The sequence below is a fragment of the Lysinibacillus sp. RS10 genome (assembly GCF_041956855.1).
GTDB lineage: Bacteria > Bacillota > Bacilli > Bacillales_A > Planococcaceae > Lysinibacillus > Lysinibacillus xylanilyticus_A.
Window position 1 is genome coordinate 2201114 of sequence record NZ_CP167122.1, and the last position, 23147, is coordinate 2224260.

The following is a 23147-nucleotide window of genomic DNA, read 5'->3' on the forward strand; positions in this document are numbered from 1 at the left end:
TTCCATTTTATATTCCTAATAGCTGTTTCATTTTAGCATCAAATTCCTCTTTAGTAAGTATCCCATCGTCAAGTAACTTCTTGAATTTTAATATTTCATCAGCTGCGCTAATTTGATTTTGTGCTACGGGTTGAATAGCTTCTGTTTCTTCTTCAGCAACTATTAAAAGTGAAAGCTTCTTCGAGATCCTTTTTATCACATTTAGTAACTAATGGTACTTTATCTTTGTTTTCACGCTTTAGGAAAAGAGTAGCTACAGATTTATCCTTTCCAATATTAGCCCCCGTTGCACCAGCAATAGTTCCTACATTACCAAACGTACTACCGATTAAAGATCATCCTGCGATGTCAAACGCACTCTTCTGGCTATTTTCAACGCGTTCCAAACGCGTTCCAAACGCGTTCCAATTTGATTAATTTAAATGTTTCAGGCTACCTGATAATTTACTGGGATTTAGATAGTACCAGGCTTTGTCTGTGAGAGCTTGAAACTACTACTATCTGGTTACACCAAATAAAACGTTCAATAGAAGATTGATATAATGAAATTACTAAAACACTTAATCCAGAAGTTCAAATCTATGTCATAGATGCATGCGGATCAGGCGGTAAAGTTATTACCAGAGAAAAAAATTTAAGCTATGTCCTGAGAACGGAGCCATCACCAATTATAGAGAGAGCATAACCCACCTTTGAAAATGGAGCCTTAAAAATTTTCAAAGGTGGGTTGGCAAAGGTATGAATATATATTATGGATTGTCTGATTTTTTTCTACTGTATTGAAAAGCATAGAAATCACCTATTCTCATATTCTTTTACACAAGTATCGATGTAAAAAGACAGGATGCGGTTATATTACGAGAGGGTAATTGTATGAACAAGAGAAATTAAAAAGTCGGTTTCTGAACATACAAAAAATCAGCTTTTTTATACCTTTTATACGAGAGGCTTTTGAATTAATGTAGCAAATTCTAGTTGATGTACATGCCCATCATCAAGTGTAGTAATACCTTTGACAAAGTGTACATGTTTATTCTCGCTAACACGGATAGCAGGACCTGTTTCTATTGCAACCTCATGATGATGATCTAAAAAATCAGTATTAACCATAATTACATGTATATGACTATTCCCCTTAGGAATTACTTCACTTGTAACTCCTGCAAAACGATGATTATGCCTGTCATCTCCTTCTTCAGCTAATTTGGTACTTGCCAAGAATTCATGAACATGTGTTTGTACTGACTCTTCTGAAGCTTTTTTCTTGTTTGAAGGTTCTTCTTTATTGAGCTTTTCTTTTTCATTTAACTCTTTATTCATTAAATAGAGCCCTCCTTAAATTAGACTACGGAATATACTACTCGACAGGGAAAGTATTTATGATTAAAAGGGAAAATAATGATACTAAAAGTTGTTAGTTGTCGCCCGCTAATCAAAGTAGGTACAAGTGTTCTTTTTTTGATTCTAGTAATTGACTATTCCGCTAAAAAAGTTTGGTTATTACAAAGAGGAGGAGACAGTTTAAAGAAATTGTAAAAGAATTAGCTGAAAAGGAATTTGAGTTTGTAATTGGTGATGGCAATAGCAACGAAAAATCAAACATTTATAACTGGTTAGATGAGTAACGAAGGTAGGAAGATCAAACCTGTTAGCTTTAACATCACAGATCAACATGAGCTTGCACTATTAAAAAATGCAGAAAAAATAACCACACTAACTGAAAAAATAGGAAATTTTAGTAAGTGTGTAAAAAGATTGATTGAGGAAGATGTGAAACGTGGTTCAGGCAACGAGATAAGAATAGACAGAAATGAGCCAATAATGCATGAGGAAGAGTCGTATTCTATTGAGACAAAAGAAGCGATGAATAGTTTTATATGAAAAAAACCTCACCCATTATGAACTGCACCCCAATCGTTAGACCAAAAATCTAACAATTGGGTTGGCAAGTGTTGTCAGTATCGATTTTAAGGTGGTCACTAACGGACATTAAAAAAGTCACTCATTCGGAAAATAATGAGTGACTTTTACTTAATTTTATTTAATAATTTAAGGTATTAAATAAGTGATTATTTAAGAAAAGAAACTTACACCTGCCCAGTTTATTTACTAAAAAGTTTCATTTAAGTGGGGTAGAAAACAATAAAAATTACAGTACCTCAATTCATTTATCTTTAATACCATTATTGAATGTCGTTAAATTGTGCTGTAATATTAAAAAAAGCTATTTGTCCTCATTCTTTAAAATTAATAAACTTTAATAATTAATAACGCATTTATGAACACAGTATATTTTGATAGTCTTATAAATGCTTATATATCAAGGTTTCAGGGGTGCGAATTATATTTGCACCCCATATTGCACCCCAAATTTGGGTAAATAAAGTGATTCATTTAATGGCTGATGAAGCGAACCTTTTTGAACATTTCAACTTCCACTTTGGTTGTGTTCTTCTTCTAACCATTCTTCTCATAAAATCTCAAAGTTCTAATTTCGTTGTTGTACAAAATTTTACCGTTGAAATTATTGTGCTCAACCCACATAATAACCAATTCAATCAGTATGAATCATGCTGTAATATTAATCGGACTGGTTCGATATTGTTTCAAAATAGTCTAGAACGACCTCGCGGAATTCCAAAGAAGCTTGCGTCATGTACCGACTTTTATGCCATAATAAAGCGATATCGCGTACAAGTTCGTGATTCTCAACTTGCAGGTATTTAACTTTTTCCCATGACATCTTTGCTGTGCTTGGTATGAAAGCAAGTCCAATTCCAGCTTCTACAAGATTGATCAGCCGTGTAGGTTCATCGCCCTCATACACATATTTAAGGTCAAATCCGGCCGATTTACATACAGAGTCCACTAAATCGCGAGTGCCGTAGCCTCTCTTTACACCGACAAAGCATTCATCCTTTAGTTCAGTCAAAGTTACGCTACTTCGGTCTGCTAGCCGATGCCCAATAGGAACAGCTACAAGAATGGGATCAACGAAGACAACTTGACATTCGATGTCTTCCCCTTGGATAGGAGGGGACGACAAGCAAAAATCGACTTCACCTCGATGTAAAAGCGTGACCATTTCCAGTGTGGTCAGCATTTGCACATGAAATTGGATATTAGGGCGTTTTTTACGAAACTCTCGCAGAATCTGGGGCAATGTGCTTGCGGTGGTTACCGCCAACTTGAGTGTGCCAAATTCTGCGCTGGACAAATCGCTAATCTCCTGCTTCCCTTGTTCCAACTCAAACAAAGCCCTTTCCGCGCGACGAAGGAATTTGTTACCAAACTCATTCAATCGCAGTTTCCTTCCTGTTCGATCAAATAAAGGTACCCCCAAATCTTCTTCCAGGCGTTGAATCGTTTTGCTTAGCGATGATTGCGTAACGTGGAGACTTCGTGCAGCTTCGGTTACATGCTCTAATCGAGCTACCGCTAGAAAATATTGTAGTTGAAGAAGTTCCATTTTTTCTCTCCAATCATTCCTTTTGGTCAATGATATCATAACTTGAAATGCGTTGGAATGAATGTTGAATTTCAAGTAAGATATCAATGTAACTAATATAAGGGAGGATAAAAATGAATTCTTCCAGCAAGTGGTTAATGATATCCGTTGGACTAGGAATATTATTAAACCCTTTAAATTCATCGATGATTTCTGTCGCTATTGCCAGGTTGCAACATGTGTATCGCATTGATTTTACCGCTGTTTCCTGGATTGTATTTTCTTTTTATATTGCTAGTGCTATCGCCCAACCTGTAATGGGGAAGGCTAGCGATTTATTTGGTCGGAGGAAGATATTTCTGGCTGGTCTTGTTGTATCTTTGATTTCTTCTATTCTGGCTCCATTTTCTCCGAATTTTGGATGGCTTATCGTATCCCGAATCGTGCAATCAATCGGAACTAGTATGCTGATTGCAGTTGGAACAGCAATTGTACGCATTCATATTACAGAAAAGCAAGCAGATGCGTTGGCAGGATTATCGATTTTCCTATCCGGTGCTGCAGCTATAGGACCTTTTGCAGGAGGAGTACTTATTCAGTGGTGGGACTGGCAAGCGATCTTCATCGTCAATATTCCGTTTGTAGTGGCGAGCTTTCTTTTAGCTTGGAAAATGATTCCTAACGACGAGCCGATAGCATCGGTTTCACGTGACATGTCGCTTCGAAAATTATTGGGTGTGATTGATGTGTCAGGAATTCTGCTCTTTGCGGTGGGACTGATTGCCCTTCTAGTTAGCTTGCTGTCAGCGAAATCATCCGGAGATTTCTCTATGTGGAATATCGTTGTTGGGATAATCGGCCTCGTTGCGTTGGGGATATTCGTACGACATGAGTTAAAAACGGTGTCGCCCTTTATTCCTTTGCACACTTTCGCTAAATATCCGGCGATGACTTGGGTCAATATACAATACATGCTCGTTAACTTGCTTTATTATGCACTCTTTTTCGGGATTCCATCATACCTACAAATGGTGCGTCATGTCAGCGAATTCCAGACAGGTATTCTTATGTTAACCTTGGGCTTGAGCTCGATCATAGCTTCGCCGATAGCCGGGAAATGGGTCGGTAAATCGGGACCCAGACCAGCATTGATCGTATCCTCATTACTGATGGTAGTTGGTTCAGTGTGGATCGTGACATGGACGCAAAATTCACCGGTCATCAGTGTGTGCCTGGCGTTAGCTGCATTCGGTTTTAGCAACGGGCTAAACGCTGTTGGTATGCAGGCGGCTTTGTTTAATAGCTCTCCAAAAGAAATTGTTGGTGTAGCATCTGGCCTATTTAATACCTCGAGATACTTGGGAACAATTTTATCTTCACTGTTGACAGGCATCATCATGGGAGGTGAGTTCAACTATACAGGATTTCGTTTGCTTGGAGTTTTCCTAACGGTCATTGCATTGGTCTTAGTATTTATAAGTCTGCGGCTCAGATATTCAGAGCAATTGGATGAACTGAGTACAAGTAAGTAAAACAAAAAATAAAAAAAAGAGTTGAGTGTTATGACAACTGTTGATATCAAGGAATGGTCCGCATGGAATCGAGCTTGGCAGGAAACGCAAAAGGATAAACCACTCTAAGGAGAGAAAATCATCCAGAAGTGGAAGGCGAGAGCGCAAACTTTCGCCGCGAATATCCTTGGAAATGAGGTCAAAAACGGACGGAACACGTTATTCAAAGAATAGCGTCTGGAAAATGCGGATTTCAACGCTAAGCCCATTTCACTGACGATTTTACCAAAGTATTCAAGGTGTTGATGGCATTGATGATTATGTTTAAAGCACTCGCTCTATGAAGCTGATGTAAATGTTGCGATTGCTAGATATTATGGTATGTAGTTTATACGGAGGAAATGATAAAATGAAGAAAGAACTTATGAATTTAGAATTACCAGAGCTATACGTTGAAAATCTATTTGAATACCGATTTACTATAGATGTTGTTCCAGAATGGATTGATTTTGCAAGAGAAGGTTATTCGATGCAAAAGTACCGTAAATTTTCGAAATTATATACTATTGAGAGAATGAAATACATTTTGAACGAAGCTATTCAAGATGATGTAATTAACGATGATGAAATGGTTGAAGCGAATAAACTGATTCAGGAAGCCATTCAAGAATATAATGAAATGAGCACTTAGCCACTTATTAAGAGAGCTGAGTGTTTTTTATTTTCATGTAAAGTTTGTCATAATCAAATGCTTAGAAAAAGTGTGTCTCAATATATGGGCAGAAAGCTTTCGCTTTGATGCTTTTTTATGGCATTGAACATTTTCACAATGTAACTCTACTTATTGGTTTTAGATTTGCGGTAATAATACGTAATCTGTCCTCTTCTTTTTCACTATCATATTCTTTCTTTTGATTCCGCACACCAAGATTTATATCGTATTTGAGATGCTTAAGCTTCAGCCTTATGATTTATATTCGGCTAATATAACGGTTGTTGCATATGACAAGATGGGAACCCGTTAATATCGTTAATCATCCGAAAGTCATATTGTTTTAATGCAAATTGACTTTGATATAAGTACTCCATTACTTGTAGTTTTCCACCAGAAACACCACACAATACTCCAGAAGTTCCTTGACCGTTTGTAAAGGAAACGCCAACTGGCTGACCTAATAAAAATCTAATTTTATATTGCCAAGGCATGTTTGTCACTCCTTTCAATTGCATTATATGTATTTGGATTGTATTGGTGCTTGATTGATAAAGATTCGAAATAACGGAAAGACAATATGAAGGAGGAACAAATATGAACACTAGTTTTCTGGTAATGGATAACAAAGTTAAAGAACGGCTCATCATTATTACGTGTGGTTGATTTCCGTTCTAACTTATATCCAAGGCATATAGCTTAACAAATGTCATCCACAACGTGTGGTGAAGAGATTAAAGAACATATAGAAAAGCCGATTGCCAAATGCTTTTTAAGCAATTGCGCAGTAAACAGATGAAGCTTTCCAAAGTACAGCTTTGGAAGGGAAACCAAGAAATTACTCGATATTAAGCCATAAAACAAAGACCTTGATCCAACCACTCAAATGAAATGTGGGTAGTACTTGATACAATTTTAGAAAATATTGAAAAAGGGCGAGAAGAGACGGAAAAGAGCCAGGTGGCAGTAACATTGCATTGTGATTAATCGAAAGAAAATGTGCAGTAGAGAAAGATTTATTTTTTCAGTAATTCAAGAAGTAAACAAAAACGTTGATAATTTATATTTAGATATTTCAAAAAATAAATGACCAAAACCTAATTAAATGGTAAAGTATAGAAAATATGAATGGAGAAATATCATATGGAAAAATTGAAAAGAGTTGAATTAAAGCATTTTTCAAATGAATATATTGAAGAATTGAACACTTTTGTACTTACAGAAGAACAAAAACAATTTTCTTCACTTCCAAGCAAATTTGAGGAAGTTACTGAAGGACAGTATCGTATTGTTATTTTAAGTGATAATACACCCGTTGGTTTCTTTCTCTTAAATTCAAATGAAAGAGTAAAGAAATACTCTAATAATTTGAACGCTTTGTTATTAACTGCACTATCAATTAATCATACAGAGCAAGGAAAAGGTTACGCAAAACAAGGCATGACATTACTAGTTAAGTTTGTTAAAACAGAATTCCCTAATTGCGATGAACTTGTTTTAGTTGTAGACAAAGATAATATACCAGCACAAAAACTATATTTAAAAGTAGGATTTGAAGATACAAATGAGAGGCTGATAGGACGCATCGGCGAAGAAATTATCATGAGACAATTAATAAAATAATATTAGAACACCCATAAAAGTAACGGTAATTTTTACTAGCATTGTCACCAGAGTTGATTCTACATTTTGTAGATTAACTCTGGTTTATGTTTTTCGGACAGTTTTGCATCAAACCTTGGAAATTATCTTACTAATATGTATCAAAGGGCGCAAGTAAATATTTGTATCTAGTAGAATATCTTTGTGACACTGTAGAGATTGAAGGTGAATCGCTTATAAGACGTAAGCTTGAGGGATTAGGATGAGGTAGTAGCGCCAGGAACAGTGTATTTTTACGCATATGAAAGAAAATGTGCAGCAACAAAAATGGCTAGGGCAACATTTACTTCAATTGTTTATTTAAAAAATATATGAATCTCTTTTGAGCCTGCGTTTTCTTAATAATTTTTTAACACGAAAATTATTTTGAAGGTAATTTCTGACGTTACGATTTGCAAAAAATAATTTGCGATACTTATCATCATGATAAATTTCATTAAACCAATTATAATGTTGTAATTTTTCTATATTTTTATCGATTTTATTAGTATCTAAAGTTGTACTACCATTAAAAAGGATTCCAGATAAAAGATCTGAAACAAAATCTAACATATCATCAACGCCTTAGTTTAAATTATTTGTGAAAATGTTTTTTTAATTAATCATGTACTTAGATATCCTAATTTAGGTGTAGAAAATTTTCAACATCTAAATATTGGGGATTTTTCTGGGTTGGCTAAAGTACTGCACAATATGAGGATATTAAGAAAAATCAAATCTAGATCACGTAATAGTAGGAACATTATTGTAGAGCATATGATTAACCTTAAAACTATTTAATACAAAATCTACCATTGGTTCTGAGAGGTTAGATTTTTTAATTTTTTATATTAAAAAATTGGGGGGAGGATAAAAATGTTTGTCACAACATTAAAATTAGAAGATTTAAGCGATAATAAGATTTTAATTAAGTTACCTCGTAATAATTTGTTTAAAATACATAATTTTTATCTACTAAGTGAATGGAGTACTAATCGTTCAGGTTCTATAAATACTTTATCTATTTATGTAGATGTAGAAGATAAAGAAAAAGCGAGTAAAGATATACGTTTTATGATAGATTTATTAAATTTTATGTGCAATATAGATTTAACTATTACTACCAGTTATATGATCTCAGAAACGGAAAATTTACCAATGACTAAATGGGTCCATTCTAACGAAACTAAAAACAAAAACATAATTAAAATAAATGATGCTCTAACTCTGTTATTTGAGATGGAATCTAAGAAACAAAAACTTATCAAAAAATCTCTCCATTATTATTCTCGCTCTTTAAAGTTATCAGAACTTGAGTTGTATGAAGAAGCATTTTTATCTGTATACAAACCTATTAAATTAATTTCTAATAATGTTTACAAAAATCATCATCAAAAAGATTTTAATGATGCCATATCTTCAGTAATGCCTAATTTACTCAAGGAATTATTTGATGAAAAATTTAAAGAGGAAGGAAAAGATCATGATATTAATAACTTGATAGTTCCGATGTTAGAAGGAATAGTAACGCAACGAAGAAAAATTAAAAATACCCTCCTTTTTTTAAAATTGGAGAGGGAGGTTGATTATTGCGGTAAATTAGTTAGACTTCGGAATAACGCCGCTTCACATGGGAATTCAAGAAATTCTAATATTGGGATCTATGAATATGTAAACTGTATGATTCTAAGTAAGGACATGATCACAGCATATCTTTTAGGTGAAAAATCTGATTTAACACAGTTAGATGTAAAAAGAAAAGATTGATTTTAAAAAAGCTGCAATATTCAATAGTAGGAGGGAGAGGACCAGATGAGTATATACAAAACAAAATCGGGAAGAGAGATGTCTTTAAAGCTTTATGATGCTCAATTGAATAAATTGGATTATTCATGTAAAGATGTTTACGTTCATACTCGTTTTGGAAGAACGCATATCATTGAAACTGGCAATCTATCAGGTGAACCATTGCTAGTATTTCATGGCGGGAATAGTACAACTGCCTATAATTTATTAATGTATAGATTCCTGCTTAAGGATTTTCACATCTATGCGGTTGATATTATTGGTCACCCTGGAAAAAGCGATGAAGTAAGTCTCTCTCCTAAAAATTATGATTATGGAAAGTGGGCAAGTGACGTTATTATAGGACTTGGATTTGATAAAATAGCTTGTTTTGGGGTTTCGTTTGGAGGCGGAGTTTTGGCAAAACTGATGTGTATCGCACCGGAGAAGATAGAAAAATCCGTATTAATTGTGCCTTCAGGTATTAATAATGCCTTTCCAATCAGTACTGTGAAAATGATGATACCACTACTCAAATATAAACTAACAAAGATAGAAAAATATATAAAAGAAACGGCCTTATTTATGGCTCTTAAAGAAGAAGTTCTTGATAAAGATACTTTGGATATGGTGAAAGATAGTTTTGATCATGTAAAAACAAAAGTAGGGATGCCATCCAATGTGAATGAGAGATTAATGCAACAGTGTAAAGCACCGACACTTATTATGGCAGGAGAAAAAGATTGTTTATTTCCCGCGAGAAAAGTATTACCAAGAGCAAAAAGAATCATACCAAATATCACAGTTCATATGCTAAAAGGGTGCGGACACATGCATATGTTGCCAGAGCGTGAAAAGAAAATGATTGTTGATTTTCTTAAGGGGTAACTAATGAAGTACACCAGCTGAACAAACTATATAGATGACTGTAAAATAAAATTCGATTCTATTAATTCATCATTTTGGGTAACCATTAATGTTAAACGATATTCTATTAAAGTAAGAAACAATATTTTAGTTCAGATGATGAAGTAGCCAAAAGGTTGCTTCTTTTTAGTCTGTTTTCTTCCTTCCTAACATTTCAGTTTAGTTGAACAAGGGGATTATGGGTTTTGTAGAATGATTAAATATAATCTTCTTTATTGTTTTTTCAAATTCAGTAACAAATTAGATAGGAGTGAATACAATTGCGCTTTGAAAACGATGGTAAAATATATCCTCATTGTCCATTTATCACCAGAATCGTGGAAGTGGGCGGACTTACTAAATCACAGCTTATTCAGAAATTGCAACAGTACTCTATTTTGATGAATGAGTATGGAGAGAAGTTATTTGCTGATGATAAATTTACGACTTCTAATAAGAAGTACAGCCTGCAGACCGTCGAACTAACTGTTGGAAACCTTGGCTTTCCTGATGGAGCTAATACGGATCGAATCTTTAAAAGAGCTGATGAACTTGGGCTGAAGTTGTGCCCACTTGAGCTGGGACCGCACCTAAGGATGGAGTATCTGGATCAGCTTGAGGGTTATTCAGGAAATCCTTTAAAGCAACAACAAGCTCCATCAGGCTCCATCACAATAGCATCAGAGATACTAACTGAAGATGATGAGTTTCCAAAAGGCTTCTACCTAAGACGAATTAACGGTGTTTTATGGCTTCGAGGATATCGTGCTGATCATCTACACGTTTGGAACCCTAATGATCATTTTATCTTTTGTGAAAAAACACTACAGGACAAGTAAAATGAATTTGAAAATGTGAATAAGATGAATGCGTTGTTGCAGCAAAAGGAACAAATGTAAATTGTGAAATCTAAAACAACCTTACTACCAGACCCGATAGTATAGAACTTTCTGAACTAACGGGTGAGGTTAGTGAGAGGTGGAATTGATATGCTATCAAATATAATAAACAAAATAGTTAGGTGAATATGGTGAAGGATAAAAAGGAACGTTTAGAGGTTGTTCAATATGGGAGCGGTGGAAAGCAACGATTATTTATTATAGAACCACGCGACGTAAACACTCGTGGACAAAATGATTTATTTGTCACTGATTGGTGCCAGATACTGTTAGGCTCACTGGTCGAATATTTGTCATTCGTAAAGACATCCTATTAAATGGAGGTGTGATTAATGGCAATTAAAAATATTTGGTTATCGATTAGTTCTATTTTTAAAAAAGTTTGAAGTTAACAAAAAAGCAATGCCTATAAAAATGTATAGTAGTGCTACAGATTTGTTCGGAATAAATGAATTGTAACTAAATGGACCGAGTGACGTTCCAAGTCCACTTATAAACATAATGAAGCCTATCCAATAAATGAATTTCCCAATTGTAGTATGTGTTTTCATATATATAGATACCTCCTAAAGTGTGTATTATCGTATATTAAAGCATAACATAATTAGAAAATTTTTAGAACGGTGGATTTATTTAATTACTGCACAATATGTGAAAAGAAACTATTAAAGGGTCACTAGGCTGAAAGTGACCCTAATAAACTGAGGATCTATTTGAATTTTTCAGGCTTAGCAACTTTGATTGAAGTCACTTCCCCACAATTTTTGCAAAATGACAAAATGAGGGGGGACCCAGAAGCAATTAAAGATCCTATAGGCCTAACATTACTGTCTGTAGTAAAACTACCATGACCAAGTTGACCAGTTGCAAAAGAGTCGTAACCACAAACCTTGCAGACTGATTTATCATTCTCCATAATATCACCTCATAATGAATTTTATGAAAATAGTAACACATATTGATGGAACTAATTAACAAATTTGCCGTTACAATATTTTGTATCCGTAGAGGTAAAAAATAATGCTTATTATGTGCAATGGGAAAATAAAACGAATAATGAATCTGGGACAGATAAAGTAACAAAAGAGGGCGAAGTGGAGATGGTGGAAGTACAAATTGAGTAATAAGTTTGAAAAAAATAAGTATATGCAGGATTGAAGTGCAGCTCGTTAAAGCTTGATGATTAATTATTCGCTGCTGATAGAAAGGAATTAGGGTGTTTATCAGTAATTTACTTTCTATATTAAGGAAAATTAATGATCCCGTATCATTCTTTATTTGGAAATTATTATTATTTTTTTCGAGTACCAAAGATTCGATAACCTATATAACAAATGAAATTTAAAAACAGTAAAATTAGACACTGTATTATTGTGACGGCAAGAATCAATATCAAATCTGCCCCTAATACGATTTCGCCCGGAGGTAATTCTTGAGCAGGTCCTATGATTACTAATTTCAATATAGAAGATACAATGACGTAAACAAAGAAAGCTAGATAGGCGAATAATGTGTGTTCATAAAATTCTAGTTTGAATTGGCTAAACCAAAGAAAAAAATTGATAAGTACAAAAAGTAAAGGGAAAATCAAAAATTCAAAAATTGCTATATTTATTGATTCTTCAAGTAGTGTCTGGTAAAAAAATTGGGCTAAACAAACAATACTTATATTTGTTAAAGCAACTATAAAGTAGGAACGGCTATTTCTGTACATTTTTTCACTCCGTTTACGAATATATGTTTCTTTTTTATGATGTACAATTATAGTTAAAGTATTTAAGAGAATCGGACCGATGAGCAGAATGGTTACAGCAATAACTGTACTTCCTGATGTATCCATAAGAGCTCGTACAAGCGCTGTAGCTCAACATGCAAATTATTATCCCATTATTATGAACTTGCTTATTAGAACGCAAAAGATTTCCAATCGGTAATAGCCAAACAATTATCCCAAGAACAAGGCTTCCTAGATTAAGCAATCTGAACATATTCAACTCTCCTTTATGAAGTAATAAACGATTAAAATTGGAAAATGTTTCTGCTTTTTGAGCTCATCACCTTAACATATGGTTGATTTCCGTTCCGACTGGGCGCTTTGTTGCTGACGCTTCGCTTTCGCACAGATAAAACATTTGTTGCTGACGCTTCGCTTTCGCACAGATAAAACATTTGTTGCTGACGCTTCGCTTTCGCACAGATAAAACATTTGTTGCTGACGCTTCGCTTTCGCACAGATAAAACATTTGTTGCTGACGCTTCGCTTTCGCACAGAGCAGAGCTTCCTGGGGGCGTCTGATGAGCCGCTTGGGGCAACAGAAAGAAAATGTGCAGCAAGGGAGAAGAAATTTTGCTGCACATTTCTTTAAATATGTTGAATAATAATTTTACTAATCCAAGCAGCAAAGATAATCCAGATAATTATAAAAAGGATTCCAACAAACCAATTCTTTGGTTTTCCAGATAGTTTCAACTTTTCAGCAGCTTCTTTATTATCCTCAATTACATGTGGAGGAATTAATTTTAAAGCGAGAATAATTCCAAAAGGTACAATTATTAAATCATCTAGATACCCTAGAACAGGAATGAAATCTGGAATTAAATCTATTGGGCTAAAAGCATATGCAACTACGAACATTGCCACAAGCTTAGCATACCATGGTGTTCTGGGATCTTTATAGGACAGATAAAGTACAAATAGATTTTGTTTTAATTTTTTTGCAAAGGCTTTTAATTTTGCTTTGAAAAGATACTTATGTCCCAGCCTCAATCCCCATAGGTAGTTGTTTTTCAAAAAATCTTACCGAACAATCTAAGTAAATAACAATAGTGGTGGGATAGCAAAATGCGATTACAGCTTGGGGCGATGCTAAAGAAGCTATCCCGAAACTAATATATCTAAAGGGATCTAATAACATGACAACTATTGAATAAAGGGCAATTGTAAAGTGGAGAAAGCGTCCAAAATACTAGGGCGTGACGGTGTGTCAGGCTTATCATTCTATAGTTATATACTATATTTCTCCACATAAAAATTGCACCTTCTAGGGTCCTAGGGTTAGATGTGTCCGACAATTGAAGGGCAGTTTAATTTTGAATCTCATAAAAATTATTATTTTAAAGGGATTCCAAGTCCTAAGGCAGAAGCAATAGTTATAAGAGAGGTAATAACACCAAGTATTGCAGTTAATTTCTCTAATGGTTTTTTAGCTTTCTCTTTATCTCCATTGTTTATATGAGTTTGAAGGAGTTCAAAATGCGCTTCTGCAATTTCTCGTTGTTCATCTGATAGGCATTGAATATCTTCGTGAAGTTGTTTTAACGCAAGAATAATATCATCAGATCGGCTAGCTATTCCTTGATTCAGTGTACCGTTGTTCTCAATTGTTATATTACCTTTGTTTTCTCCGAAAGTTAAACCACCATATTTACTAGATTCACCCATATAACCATCTCCTAAAATAATAGTGACTTGCCCGAGTTTCGATACTGTATCTAATAATTGACCAGAATTTTCTTTTGCTAAAATATCAATAATTTCTCTTAAACTCTCAGGTTTATTTTGTTTACTTAACCCGACATTAGCCCTTTTGTTATTATTTTTTTTTTAGAAAAACTTTGTTTGAAATCTTCACTTAATTTGATGATTGGAATAGCGTTTAAAGGATCAAAACAATTTTCGGCCCCACAATACTTACAAGCAAGTGAATCCATATTTTCCAATTCATGTTTATTGGCGGTTAAAATACTTCTACTACATCCCTCACAGTGGAATTCTAATTCTATAACGAGCGCTTCTTGTTTTTCTAATTCAGATAATTTATCAATAACTACTCCAAGAGGTAAGCCAGTTATTTCTGCAATATAACTATGGTAAAATTTATCTACCTTACTTATAGCAATTGCCTCGAGTGCATTATCTATTTTTTGAGAAATTTCCCATCGTTTTAAATTGCTCACAACTTTTACCTCGCAAAATCAATTTTTCTCTAATATAATCCAATACATGTTCAGACGCAAATACATTGAACTTAAATGTCTTTGTAGTTACGCCAATTCGAATAGAATATTCTTGTACTACGCCACCAACACTATGTTCAAATAGTATTGATCCTTTTTGTTTGGATAAATAAGGCTCTAAATAATTATACAATGGTAAGCCTCTTAACTCTCTAATGCTACCTAATCCTATTGTTTCAAGACCACTTAAAAGTAACAAAGTAAAAGGTGTTGTTTCTAAAATGCTGGTAATATCTTCGCTATTTAAGTTTTGCTCAAGAGCTGATAATTCACCATTAGTATAGTATTCATCAATTGCAGAAAGTATTCTTACAATAGATTTACCTTGCGTTTCTTCAAATGTATTTACTAATCCTGCTGGTCTTCCTGTAGCATCAATAAGCCTTCCTTGAAGAATATCAGCTAAAGGCTCAAGAGTTCCGCCATACTTCTGTAAAAAATCATATTGTTTGAATTCATATTCTTCATCTACAATTTTAGCTAATCCAGCAATAATTTTCTTTGCAACAGCTGAACTTGCTCGTACTTCAATTATTCCCTTAATTTCATCAATATAAACTGTCGTAATTTCATGTTTAATGTATTCTCTTCGGTTAGTTAAAAAGTAATCTACATTTACCCCTGTTCTATGAATAAACCTTAAATAATATGCTTGTGAACCTTCGATTTCAGTAGCAGCAATAATGGCAGGTTCAATGGGAACATTTTCGCACTTTGGTGTAATTACTGTTTCGAAAGGGTTAAATGGCATTTTATTAATAATACTTTGTTTAAGTCCAGTTAAACCAGCTGGATTTGTAGTTCGATACCAAACTAAAGAAACGGCCCCAGTAAAAATATTATTGCTTATCGTTGTAAGAACATCTCCTTCAATAAGTTCAAAAGCGTTCCATACTCTACTTGCTAGTTCATTTACATTACCTGTTGCTTCTAAAGTCATATCACTACAAACCTCTTTAAGTAGAGTTTTGGTCATTCTATTCAAGTCTTGGGGGAAAATTAAAGATTTTATTGTATTCATTTAACACCCTCCAGAATTATATTCTTTATTCCATGAATGTATGCCCGTATCTATTAATTAATATTATATGCATTGCATACCCAAAAAATTACAAAATAATACTAATAGAAAGAAGTCGGGATGACTTGGAATTTGTATACGTCAAAATGAATAAAAATTAGACGAAATGACTTGTGCGTCAAGATGATCCAAGCAATTGGGGATATTTATATACGCAAGCAAGGTTGAAAAGAAATCTTCTTAGAACTATAAAAAGTCACTCATTTAAAAAATGGGTGACTTTCTTCTATAATATATATAAATTTTGAGTGGGTACAAGTGAGGGGATTTCACAAAAAGACGAAATGACTTAAGCGTCAAGATGATCCAAGCAATTGGGGATATTTATATACGCAAGCAAGGTTGAAAAGAAATCTTCTTAGAACAATAAAAAGTCACTCATTTAAAAATAAAAATGAGTGACTTTCTTCTATTATATTTAAAAATTTTGAGTGGGTACAAAGGGATGTGTTGAATTAACTTTAATACTTTAAATGAAAAATCCTGTGCTTACACTTAAAGAATCTGTGTTAATTCTGAGTTCACAAATCTTTGGGCAGTAATGATAACACCTGAAGCTGTTAGGCCGTAAACACTAAATAATCCGCCAGTTTGATTTGGAGCAATTTCTACTTCATATTGTGCTGAGTTTCCTAAACCTCGAGTGAAAAAAGTAGAAGCATTTGAACCTACGCTAAAGGAAGTTGTTGATAGTAGTTGTCTTGTGCCGTTTAGTCTGAAAACTCTGATTGTTCCAGTAAGCGTGCCTCCAGTGAGGTTAAGAATTTTAATACGAACGCTATTTGCATTTGCTGGTTGATTCCCTGTATTTTCAACTGGACCTGTAGTCAAAGGCATTTGAAATTCACCTCCTTGCGAAATAAAAGTTTTATAATCTGCAGATTACATAATCATAATATTCAAACTCTATTGTAATGCTTTAGACATATGAATCAATTTGCTATAAATAAAAAGAAAACATATGAAAGCAAACCTATTCTTGATCAAAATATTTTAGTAGCTATACATAAGTAATGATATGTCTTCCTTAGCATGTCAGGAGTAACTCCTATTTATGAGATTTACCATGCCAGTTCTAGGGCAAGGGGACTAATACAATTCAACGCTCGTTTATTGATAGAATTTTCTATTCTGTTATAATTAACTGCGAGAGAGGATGATAAATATGAGCAAAAATATCGTTGTTATAACAGGCGCTGGCAGTGGATTAGGTGCTGCACTGGCAAAAAAATATTCGGGTTTAGGCTATTACATTTGTTTGCTTGGTAGAACGAAATCAAAGCTTGAGGAAACGGCTAAAACTTTAAGCAATGGTCATTCTATTTATGAGGTTGATGTTTCTTCAAAACAAATGGTCGCTCAGATCATTCAATCTATACAAGATGAATTTGGATCAATTCAATTACTCATTAATAATGCTGGTGTTGGGTATTTTGATAATGCTGAAAACTTGAGTGAAGATTCAGTGCATCAAATGATTGATATTAATCTAAAAGGAACAATTTTTTGTACACAAGAAGTGTTAAAAGGTATGAAAGAACGTAATGAAGGAACGATCGTCAATATTGTTTCCACAGCTGGTAAAGAAGGGAAAGTAACGGAATCTGTTTATTGTGCAAGTAAATTTGGAGTTAAAGGATTTACAGAGAGTCTAGCATTGGAATTAAACGAAACAGCCATTAATGTATGTGCTGTATACATGGGTGGCATGAGAACAGAGTTTTGGGATGGGATATTTTCAGAGGAACGTACAAAGAACTTAATGGATCCTAATGATATCGCGGATATTATCATGGATAATATTAAACCAAGGAAATTACTAGCTGTAACAGAAGTTGTGATTAAAAATAAACGATAACACAGCGATTTGCTGCGTAAAAGATGATGACCAGGCATCAATTTATTTTGAGCTTGGTCTTTTTTGTTACGTAAGATTTCTTTCTAATATGTGGTCGTCTATACAGATTGACTACAAAAGACCTGTACGTTACAAAATTGTCATGTAGTGTCGTTTTTAGTCATCTTAAACGATGGTTACGCTACTAATTGCCTGTTATAGTAAACATGTTGTTAGCTTATACCTAGCGATACTTTTTGAAAGCATAGATCCAAAGGAGAAATGAAAATGAAATCATCCAAAATCTATCTGTTTATGATAGCTATGATAGTAGCGTTTTATAGTTTATCGCCAACAATCGTAAATGCAAACTCAAATGAAAAAATTCAAAAAATTGAACAATTTGTTGAAGAGCAAATGGCGATTAGTAAAATTCCAGGGATATCGTTAGTAATTGTAGAGAAGGGGAAAACGGTCTATGAAAAAGGCTTCGGATATGCCGATGTTAAGTCAAAAACACCAGTTACTTCTGATACATTATTTGAACTTGGATCTACATCGAAAGCATTTACAGGATTAGCCATTCTACAATTGGAGAGGGAAGGATTGTTAAAACGATCTGATGATGTCCAAAAGTATATCCCGTGGTTGAAGTTAAAATATAATGGGGAGCAGCAGTCGATTACGATTAATCAGTTACTATATCATACAAGTGGGATTCCAACGATCACTATAGCTAATATCCCTGAGAGTAATGAAAGTGATGCCCTTGAGTTGACTGTGAAAAAATTACTTGATCAGCCATTAGATCGAAAACCAGGTAGCTCGTTTGAGTACGCAACGCTCAATTATGATGTTTTGGGACTCATTGTCGAAAAGGTATCAAAACAGCCCTTTGATGTGTATATCAAACATCATATATTAGAGCCACTCAATATGAATGATTCATTTGTTGGTCTTCACCAAGTTAATTCTAATGAGATGGCGTCAGGTTATAAAATCGGACTTATGAGAGAGCAGCCTTACACACCACCTATCTATCGTGGAAATATACCTGCTGGATATATGATAAGCAACACGAATGATATAGCAAAATGGTTAAAACTACAGTTAGAAAGTAGCCAAATTTATTCTATTGATAATAAATTAATTCAAGAATCGCATATTCCTGATCAGTCTGTAGAGCCTTTTGATAAGGATACATACTACGCTAGTGGATGGGGAGTAATGGAAAGCGACAAAAAACAATATATCCTCCATGCAGGTGAAAATCCAACATTTACATCTTATTTCATCATGCAGCCTGATGAACAATTAGGAGTGGCCGTCCTGTCCAATATGAACTCGAGCTATACAACAGCTATTGGTCAAGGTGTGATGGATCTGTGGGAAGGGAAAAATGTTAACAATAATCATTCTGACAACTTACAAAGGATAGATAAAATCGTGACGCTTTTGTGTGTGATTGTCGTTGGACTGGTGATGTTTTTAAGTATTTTATTGCTAACAACGGTGAGGAAGATTGTTAAAAAACAGCGAATTAGAGTATCGTTAAATGCAAAAAGGACGTCCTTCCTAATTATCCATTCTTTAGTTGTAGCAATATTTTTAACACTTTTATTGATGTTCCCTAAAATTGCAATAGGGGTAAATTGGGAATTTATTAAAGTATGGGGTCCAACTTCAATTTCTGTGTTGTTTTATAATGCGATCGTGACAAGTGTTATATTTTATTTGTTAGGTTTATTGCGTATTTTTACTAAAGAAGAAAATAAGTAAGAGATTTGATTGTTTATGAAAAATATGGTAATGTGAAAGCTACTTTAGGTGAAAGGGGAGAGTCCAAATGAAAAAAAGATCATTGCGTTTTTTAAGTATGGGTATTGGATTCTCAACTGCTGTTTTTTTCTAAAATTGAGTTTTTAGGGAGAAGTCTGCCCTTTTTTAGAAAAATAAAAACCTAGAGGAGATTGAACATGAAAAATAGAATTACACGTAAAAATCCAATCCAAGCACCTAGCCCTGTTGGCAATTACAGCCATCTGACCATCATCCCTAAAGATGCAACAATGTATGCATTATCCGGACAAATTGGCGTAGGGCAAACCGGTGAATTGCCATCGCTACTAACTGAGCAGGTTAAGAATACATTAAAAAACATCCAAATTATATTAGAAACAGAAGGACTAAACGCAGACAATGTGGTGAAAGCTAATATTTGGGCAACAGAAGAAATTGATTGGGATGATTTCTATCGACAATGGGAAACGATGTTTGGTAATCCTTATCCTTCTATGACAATCGCTTATATTACTGCATTAGGACTTCCTGATATTAAAATAGAAATTGATATTTGGGCCGCTAAATAAAAAGTAAAAATCGACAAAATCCACGAAGGTTTTGTCGATTTTTTAATATAATCATCTTCATAAGTATCGGACAACAAAAAAGGTCACTACCTAAGTAGAAGTGCCCAAAATAATGAGGTTTGTTTTTTGTCGAAGGTATGAGTAAAGATTGGATTAAATTGGGTGCGATGCTATTATGTGTATATAAAAAACTTGCTGTTAGGTCTTTGCCATTCTTCATTCTATTTTTTTGAACTATTACGAAATGATGGTATTGTCAAGTACGTGCCCATTCGCCACAGCCATTCAAATGGACCAAATCTAAAGAATTTTAGCCAAAGCTTACTAAATAGTAATTGGAAAATGTAAATGCCTATGCAAATCCAAAGAGATTGGATAAAACGAATGTTGCCTATAAGGTGAAAAGCATTGCCGATTAGTAAGATTAGCGCTGTTTGTCCTAAATTTTGTTAATGCCATTCGGCCATAGTTTTTTAACGGTGAAAGCAAAGCCTGACATACAGGGCGTTGCAGTAAAAGTATTAATAATCCCACATAAAATGCAGATACAAATGGGCTAAATTGAAGCCCGATTAATGAAAATTTCTCAATGTTTGTCACATGTTCTGTAAATTCAACTTTTGTCAAATTGTCAATGTTCACCATTGCCTCTGGGACATAATGCCATTGATACAGCAAGCCCCCTATGCTAATAAAGAACATTATAATTGTAAAGATAAATATGCTTTTACGATTGTTGTTGATCTTTTCAAAAATTCGATACTGACCAGCTGCTAATCCCAGTAAAATAAGTGGAAATGGCATAGCAATTTTGATTCCATAAAAAGCTGTCACAGCCAACAATATAAGTCCTATAGTTACGTTTATTTCTTTACGAACTTTGTAAAATGGTAATGCTATCAGACCGAATATCGCATAGACGGTTAGTGCTTCTCCTGGCTGAAAATAGAAATGCACAAGTCCGATTAACAATAAAATAATCATTCTTCTAATGAATAATAAATATGCTTTTTCATTTTTAGCTTTTGCACGAGAAATAAAAATATAAAAGCCAACACCAAATAAAAATGAAAAAATGGAGAAAAACTTCCCTTCCACAAAAAGCATTAAAAATCTATTGTACGCAATATCAACAGATGTATTAGGTGGTTCAATCCACAAGAGTGCTGGAATATTTACCAATATAATTCCTAATAAAGCAAATCCCCTTAAATAATCTAATGTATCAATTCGTTTGTTTAATTCAATTGGTTGCATTTACCTCTCCTCCTCACTCACAAAGTATACAGAAGTTCCTAAAATAGTAGTAACGATGAATGTTACGCCAATCTTACAAAATCGTCATAAAGCATTAATCATTTACTTGATACATAGATAAGATTTCTTTTGCTTGCTGTTGTAAATTAGTGATTAATTCTTTTGGTTCTAAAATTTGAGCATGCACACCAAGTCGGTAAAAGAGGGGGCTAATAAAATTAAGCTCACCTTTGTCTATGATGGAATCAATATAGCCTGTGCCATCTTGTGTTATGACGACAAAATCCCCCAGGCTTGGATCGCTTTTGCATTGTCTTACACCTTCCCTTGATAATAAAACGTGTAAACGAATGGGGTGTTTAATTTCATATGGACTGCCAAACCACTCCTCTAAATTTAAGAATTTATCTTTGTTTTCTTCACTTTCTACGATAGAAAGAATACGATCTACACGAAATAATAATATTTTTTGTTTAGTGAAATCAAAGGCAGGCATATACCATAATCCATCATGTGCGTAAACACCAAGAGGATGAATATGTTTCGTAGTTGTACCTGATTTGGATTCATATTGAATATGAAGATTTTTATTTTCAATGGCTGCCTCTAAAGTATCTTTCAATAAAGGTGTTTCAATGGCTCTTTTAGGATTCCAAAAGGCGATATAGGATTGAAGTTTATCCACTTTTTGCTTGGCGTCATGTTGAAGGGAGCTATATAATTTATGAGAAGCGGAGGAGATTTCCGCATCAAAGGGCAGATCACGATAGTATTTGAGTGATTGAAACGCAAAGAAAATTGAAACGACCTCATCTTCTGTAAATAAAATAGGGGGAAGAAGTCTGCTAGTGAGGACAGTATAGCCACCGTTCCGTCCTTGTTCTGCGTAAATAGGCAAGCCCATATCGCTTAAATCTAAAATATATCGATGAACCGTACGAATAGAAATATTGAATTCATCAGCGACTTCCTGTGCAGTAAATTTCTTTTTTGCGCTAACAAATAAAAGAATATCTAATAAACGTTTTGCTTTTGACATTTTCTCACCTTTTTCATTTAATCATGCCAGTAGTTGTCATGTTTTATGATTAGTATAAATAGTGTTCAAGAGTTTTTCAAAAGTAAAAGGGAGATGACGATATGTCTCGAGAAATCATATTATATGTTGCCACTAGTTTGGATGGATTTATTGCAAAAGAAAATGATGATTTACAATGGCTGGAAGAGGCAGAGGTGGAAGGGGATGCTGGCTATTCCGACATGTATCAATCTATCGATACCATTATTATGGGGAAAAGAACGTTTGATTACGTTGTAGAGCACACTGAGAACTTTCCATATCCCGATAAGAAATGTTATGTATTCTCGTCGACATTAAGAGGTAAAAACGAACATGTTGAGTTTGTGAATGAGGATGTCGTAGCGTTTTCGAAAAAATTAAGGGAACAGGAAGGCTCGAAAATATGGATGGTTGGTGGAGCTGACATACTTGATGCATTTATAAAGGAAAAGTTAATAGATGAATTAATTATTACGATTACGCCACATCTATTAGGCTCTGGAATCCCATTGTTTAAGGGTAAAAATCCATATCAAGATTTGAAGTTAGTAAATACCCAACGCTATGGGCAAATGGTGCAAATGCATTATATGGTGATGAAAGAGGCTTGATCATAAGCCTCTT

The 23147-nt window shown here is 34.2% G+C and carries 28 protein-coding genes and 1 pseudogene; 13 read left to right on the top strand and 16 right to left on the bottom strand.

Going from position 1 to position 23147, the window contains the following annotated elements; translation table 11 throughout:
• Window positions 1-7: 7 nt before the first annotated feature.
• On the bottom strand, window positions 8-199 hold the full coding sequence (locus ACB089_RS11310; protein WP_374966481.1) for an SHOCT domain-containing protein: 192 nt from the start codon (window positions 197-199) through the stop codon (window positions 8-10).
• 737 nt (window positions 200-936) lie between these two features.
• Window positions 937-1320, bottom strand: a complete 384-nt coding sequence (locus ACB089_RS11315; RefSeq protein WP_374966482.1) for a YmaF family protein — start codon at window positions 1318-1320, stop codon at window positions 937-939.
• A gap of 297 nt (window positions 1321-1617) precedes the next feature.
• On the opposite strand from ACB089_RS11315, the gene ACB089_RS11320 reads away from it, so the two are divergent.
• Window positions 1618-1881, top strand: coding sequence for a hypothetical protein (locus tag ACB089_RS11320; RefSeq protein ID WP_374966483.1), 264 nt, complete (start codon window positions 1618-1620; stop codon window positions 1879-1881).
• A 700-nt stretch (window positions 1882-2581) separates the two neighbouring features.
• Here ACB089_RS11320 and ACB089_RS11325 read toward each other — a convergent pair.
• On the bottom strand, window positions 2582-3469 hold the full coding sequence (locus tag ACB089_RS11325) for a LysR family transcriptional regulator (RefSeq protein ID WP_374966484.1): 888 nt from the start codon (window positions 3467-3469) through the stop codon (window positions 2582-2584).
• A gap of 113 nt (window positions 3470-3582) precedes the next feature.
• Between ACB089_RS11325 and ACB089_RS11330 the strand changes: the two genes are divergently transcribed.
• Together ACB089_RS11330 and ACB089_RS11335 are read left to right on the top strand one after the other, a co-directional pair.
• On the top strand, window positions 3583-4980 hold the full coding sequence (locus tag ACB089_RS11330) for an MFS transporter (protein WP_374966485.1): 1398 nt from the start codon (window positions 3583-3585) through the stop codon (window positions 4978-4980).
• Between the two features lie 334 nt (window positions 4981-5314).
• A complete protein-coding gene (locus ACB089_RS11335) occupies window positions 5315-5650 on the top strand; it encodes a hypothetical protein (RefSeq protein ID WP_374966486.1) in 336 nt (111 codons plus the stop codon).
• Between the two features lie 290 nt (window positions 5651-5940).
• Here ACB089_RS11335 and ACB089_RS11340 read toward each other — a convergent pair whose 3' ends face one another.
• Window positions 5941-6165: a hypothetical protein gene (locus ACB089_RS11340; RefSeq protein WP_374966487.1), complete on the bottom strand. Its 225-nt coding sequence runs from the start codon at window positions 6163-6165 to the stop codon at window positions 5941-5943.
• A 649-nt stretch (window positions 6166-6814) separates the two neighbouring features.
• On the opposite strand from ACB089_RS11340, the gene ACB089_RS11345 reads away from it, so the two are divergent.
• The gene (locus ACB089_RS11345) at window positions 6815-7294 is read left to right on the top strand and encodes a GNAT family N-acetyltransferase (RefSeq protein WP_374966488.1); all 480 of its coding nucleotides are present in this window, start codon (window positions 6815-6817) and stop codon (window positions 7292-7294) included.
• A gap of 339 nt (window positions 7295-7633) precedes the next feature.
• Here ACB089_RS11345 and ACB089_RS11350 read toward each other — a convergent pair whose 3' ends face one another.
• Complete coding sequence (locus ACB089_RS11350) at window positions 7634-7885, bottom strand: hypothetical protein (protein ID WP_374966489.1); 252 nt, start codon at window positions 7883-7885, stop codon at window positions 7634-7636.
• A 303-nt stretch (window positions 7886-8188) separates the two neighbouring features.
• Here ACB089_RS11350 and ACB089_RS11355 point away from each other — a divergent pair, with 303 nt between their 5' ends.
• The 4 genes from ACB089_RS11355 to ACB089_RS11370 all read left to right on the top strand — a co-directional run bounded on the left by ACB089_RS11355 (window position 8189) and on the right by ACB089_RS11370 (window position 11219).
• Complete coding sequence (locus ACB089_RS11355; protein WP_374966490.1) at window positions 8189-9079, top strand: hypothetical protein; 891 nt, start codon at window positions 8189-8191, stop codon at window positions 9077-9079.
• Window positions 9080-9124: 45 nt separating this feature from the next.
• The gene (locus ACB089_RS11360) at window positions 9125-9985 is read left to right on the top strand and encodes an alpha/beta fold hydrolase (RefSeq protein WP_374966491.1); all 861 of its coding nucleotides are present in this window, start codon (window positions 9125-9127) and stop codon (window positions 9983-9985) included.
• Between the two features lie 299 nt (window positions 9986-10284).
• Complete coding sequence (locus ACB089_RS11365; protein WP_374966492.1) at window positions 10285-10842, top strand: helicase; 558 nt, start codon at window positions 10285-10287, stop codon at window positions 10840-10842.
• Between the two features lie 191 nt (window positions 10843-11033).
• Window positions 11034-11219, top strand: a complete 186-nt coding sequence (locus tag ACB089_RS11370; RefSeq protein ID WP_375122143.1) for a hypothetical protein — start codon at window positions 11034-11036, stop codon at window positions 11217-11219.
• 36 nt (window positions 11220-11255) lie between these two features.
• Here the strand turns inward: ACB089_RS11370 and ACB089_RS11375 are convergent, their stop codons facing one another.
• Both ACB089_RS11375 and ACB089_RS11380 read right to left on the bottom strand, forming a co-directional pair.
• Complete coding sequence (locus ACB089_RS11375; RefSeq protein ID WP_374966494.1) at window positions 11256-11453, bottom strand: hypothetical protein; 198 nt, start codon at window positions 11451-11453, stop codon at window positions 11256-11258.
• 158 nt (window positions 11454-11611) lie between these two features.
• Window positions 11612-11818: a hypothetical protein gene (locus ACB089_RS11380; RefSeq protein ID WP_368634961.1), complete on the bottom strand. Its 207-nt coding sequence runs from the start codon at window positions 11816-11818 to the stop codon at window positions 11612-11614.
• A 64-nt stretch (window positions 11819-11882) separates the two neighbouring features.
• Here ACB089_RS11380 and ACB089_RS11385 point away from each other — a divergent pair, with 64 nt between their 5' ends.
• Window positions 11883-12026 (top strand): hypothetical protein, encoded by a 144-nt coding sequence (locus ACB089_RS11385; protein WP_374966495.1) that lies wholly within the window; start codon window positions 11883-11885, stop codon window positions 12024-12026.
• Between the two features lie 167 nt (window positions 12027-12193).
• Here ACB089_RS11385 and ACB089_RS11390 read toward each other — a convergent pair whose 3' ends face one another.
• The 7 genes from ACB089_RS11390 to ACB089_RS11420 all read right to left on the bottom strand — a co-directional run bounded on the left by ACB089_RS11390 (window position 12194) and on the right by ACB089_RS11420 (window position 16837).
• Window positions 12194-12742 (bottom strand): hypothetical protein, encoded by a 549-nt coding sequence (locus ACB089_RS11390; protein WP_374966496.1) that lies wholly within the window; start codon window positions 12740-12742, stop codon window positions 12194-12196.
• A 219-nt stretch (window positions 12743-12961) separates the two neighbouring features.
• Window positions 12962-13171 (bottom strand): hypothetical protein, encoded by a 210-nt coding sequence (locus ACB089_RS11395; protein WP_374966497.1) that lies wholly within the window; start codon window positions 13169-13171, stop codon window positions 12962-12964.
• 93 nt (window positions 13172-13264) lie between these two features.
• Window positions 13265-13693, bottom strand: a complete 429-nt coding sequence (locus ACB089_RS11400; protein WP_374966498.1) for a YkvA family protein — start codon at window positions 13691-13693, stop codon at window positions 13265-13267.
• Window positions 13694-14011: 318 nt separating this feature from the next.
• Entirely contained in the window at window positions 14012-14344 is a 333-nt protein-coding gene (locus ACB089_RS11405) for a hypothetical protein (RefSeq protein WP_374966499.1), read from the bottom strand.
• 125 nt (window positions 14345-14469) lie between these two features.
• Window positions 14470-14859: a hypothetical protein gene (locus tag ACB089_RS11410; protein ID WP_374966500.1), complete on the bottom strand. Its 390-nt coding sequence runs from the start codon at window positions 14857-14859 to the stop codon at window positions 14470-14472.
• A complete protein-coding gene (locus tag ACB089_RS11415) occupies window positions 14816-15940 on the bottom strand; it encodes a hypothetical protein (protein WP_374966501.1) in 1125 nt (374 codons plus the stop codon). Before ACB089_RS11415 ends, ACB089_RS11410 begins: the two co-directional genes overlap by 44 nt.
• Before the next feature lie 555 nt (window positions 15941-16495).
• Complete coding sequence (locus ACB089_RS11420) at window positions 16496-16837, bottom strand: ATPase (RefSeq protein WP_374966502.1); 342 nt, start codon at window positions 16835-16837, stop codon at window positions 16496-16498.
• Window positions 16838-17165: 328 nt separating this feature from the next.
• On the opposite strand from ACB089_RS11420, the gene ACB089_RS11425 reads away from it, so the two are divergent.
• The 3 genes from ACB089_RS11425 (at window position 17166) to ACB089_RS11435 (ending at window position 20206) form a co-directional block, all read left to right on the top strand.
• Window positions 17166-17858, top strand: coding sequence for an SDR family oxidoreductase (locus ACB089_RS11425; protein ID WP_374966503.1), 693 nt, complete (start codon window positions 17166-17168; stop codon window positions 17856-17858).
• Between the two features lie 261 nt (window positions 17859-18119).
• The gene (locus ACB089_RS11430; RefSeq protein ID WP_374966504.1) at window positions 18120-19616 is read left to right on the top strand and encodes a serine hydrolase domain-containing protein; all 1497 of its coding nucleotides are present in this window, start codon (window positions 18120-18122) and stop codon (window positions 19614-19616) included.
• Window positions 19617-19813: 197 nt separating this feature from the next.
• Complete coding sequence (locus ACB089_RS11435) at window positions 19814-20206, top strand: RidA family protein (RefSeq protein ID WP_374966505.1); 393 nt, start codon at window positions 19814-19816, stop codon at window positions 20204-20206.
• Between the two features lie 221 nt (window positions 20207-20427).
• Here the strand turns inward: ACB089_RS11435 and ACB089_RS11440 are convergent.
• Both ACB089_RS11440 and ACB089_RS11445 read right to left on the bottom strand, forming a co-directional pair.
• Window positions 20428-21463, bottom strand: a pseudogene (locus tag ACB089_RS11440) (DUF418 domain-containing protein).
• Between the two features lie 94 nt (window positions 21464-21557).
• On the bottom strand, window positions 21558-22502 hold the full coding sequence (locus ACB089_RS11445; protein WP_374966506.1) for a helix-turn-helix transcriptional regulator: 945 nt from the start codon (window positions 22500-22502) through the stop codon (window positions 21558-21560).
• A 101-nt stretch (window positions 22503-22603) separates the two neighbouring features.
• Here ACB089_RS11445 and ACB089_RS11450 point away from each other — a divergent pair, with 101 nt between their 5' ends.
• Window positions 22604-23134 carry a dihydrofolate reductase family protein gene (locus ACB089_RS11450; RefSeq protein ID WP_374966507.1) on the top strand — a complete coding sequence of 177 codons (531 nt, stop codon included), beginning with the start codon at window positions 22604-22606 and terminating at the stop codon, window positions 23132-23134.
• The last annotated feature ends 13 nt before the right edge of the window (window positions 23135-23147 follow it).